General features: G+C 52.8%; 2 protein-coding genes and 1 pseudogene. All 3 read left to right on the forward strand.

The genetic code is table 11. The features are described from left to right. Positions 1 to 1,160: hypothetical protein (locus AACS18_RS16125; protein ID WP_219927981.1), on the forward strand; the 1,160-nt coding region annotated here is incomplete at its 5' end. 51 nt (positions 1,161 to 1,211) lie between these two features. Next, positions 1,212 to 1,658 carry a hypothetical protein gene (locus AACS18_RS16130; RefSeq protein ID WP_108612706.1) on the forward strand — a complete coding sequence of 149 codons (447 nt, stop codon included), beginning with the start codon at positions 1,212 to 1,214 and terminating at the stop codon, positions 1,656 to 1,658. 84 nt (positions 1,659 to 1,742) lie between these two features. Then, positions 1,743 to 1,885 (forward strand): annotated as a pseudogene (locus AACS18_RS16135) (DUF2787 domain-containing protein); the annotation flags it as partial.

Raw genomic sequence — 1,885 nt, forward strand, 5'->3', positions numbered from 1 at the left:
CTCAGCAGGCATATGCCCTCAGTGAGCCAGATAAGTATGGTGTATGGCGTGTTAATGATTACCCCATTCAAGGAGCCCAAAATTACAACATTTCGTTACAGGATGCTGTCACATTACCGGGAGGAGGAGACCGGCGGTTTGACCTCCAATTTACTATCGCCTGCAAACCAGGCACACCTGTCGTTGTGACATCAGATATCGATAACTCATCTACACCTGGGCTAATCATTGATGGCAAACGCTATGAAGACATTCAGAACCTTGGAGATAGCTTCAACACATTTTGGAATTCACTGCGTCAAGCCAAAACACTGAAGATGATCACTGGCAATGAGGAATTACCTTTACCAATCACAGATTTGGCAAAGGTGCTGCCGCCTATCGATAGCGCCAGTAATGTTTGCGTGACTAAAGAGAAGCCTGAGCCGGAGCAACCCACACCGACAAAAAATGAGTGGGGGAAATATGGTAACCCTTCCGAAGGCTATCACTATTTTGTCTACAACAGGGGAGACAGTTTCAGCATCGCGTGCCAACCGAACAAGCCTGCGGCGATAACCGCAAATGTTGGTGGCTACAGCAATCTCGGCAGTGCTCCTTACCTCAGTGACTTTGTATTCACAGTCGATGGCAACGTGTTCATTGCGCACCAAGCCTTGAAGGAGAAAAAAGCTCTCGACACGCTTTGGAATGAGCTAAGAAAGGCAAAAGAACTTGATGTGTATCCAAATGGGAAGGGGGGACGTAAGTATTCATTCCCAACTGACCAGATCGCTAATGTCTTACCGGCACCTGGCTCTGCAGGGTTCATCTGTCTGTCGGAAGCAGAACACAATGCCGCCGTACTTAATGATGACTTGGCCAACGTAGAACCGCTGAAGGAGGGCGATGTACAGTTGAGAAAACGCGGTAATCCCTATTACGGCAAGACGACTTGGAACAAGTACCTGCTCGACATTACCAGCCGCAGTAACCGGATGGTGATCACCGACCTCAAGATCAACCGGGGCAGTTGCACGATCGATCCGAAAGCCAAGCTGCCATTTCGGATGGGCTTTGGCGGCAAAGTAACGCTCTCTCTGCTGCCGGAGGACTGTAACCCCCTTGAGGTCACTGTGACCACCCTGGGTGGCGAGCAGACGCTGTCGTTTGACCAATAACCCAACCCAGGGAGGCAACAGCCTCCCTGTTATTTTTAAAAGGTAACCACAATGAACCGACTTATCGCCCTGCTGGTGGCGCTTGCCACCAGTGGTGTCGTAGCAGAGGAAAATGGTTGGTCTCGCAGTTGGGGGCCGGGTACGCAGGCGAACTACACCGTCACCCTCGCAGGCACCACCATGCTCAGCATCATCTGCCGGGATGATGCTGAGCTCACTATGCTGGCGACGGTGAACGGTCGTGATTATGGCAGCGGCAGCAAACGCCAGTTTGCCTTACTGGTGGACGGACAACGCTACGATGCCCCTTACCGGCAAGGAGACTTCCCCGCGTTCTGGGAGGCACTTCGCAACGCAATGTCGGTGTCGCTATTGCTGCCGTCAAATCCGCCCATCGATTTGCCCACCAGCCACCTTGCAGAGGTACTGCCCGCCATCGGCACCCCGGATAACACCTGTATTGCGCCTGGGTCATCACCGGACTTTGGCACACCGTGACGATGGCTTACACCCCCCATTGCAACCACACCCAGAGGGAGGCTAATGCCTCCCTCGCTTTATTAGATATGACAAGGAACGCTTATGACTATTCCCTTTTTCCGGGACGGTTTTGCCCTGCCCGTTGCACAAGCGCTGATCGCGTTACTCAATCAGGAGGTCGCCCATATCGGCCTCAACCTCGAGCGCCTGACCCAACTCACCTTCAACTTTCGCAGCCCCACCTA

Source organism: Aeromonas sp. HMWF015, assembly GCF_963878965.1.
GTDB lineage: Bacteria > Pseudomonadota > Gammaproteobacteria > Enterobacterales > Aeromonadaceae > Aeromonas > Aeromonas veronii.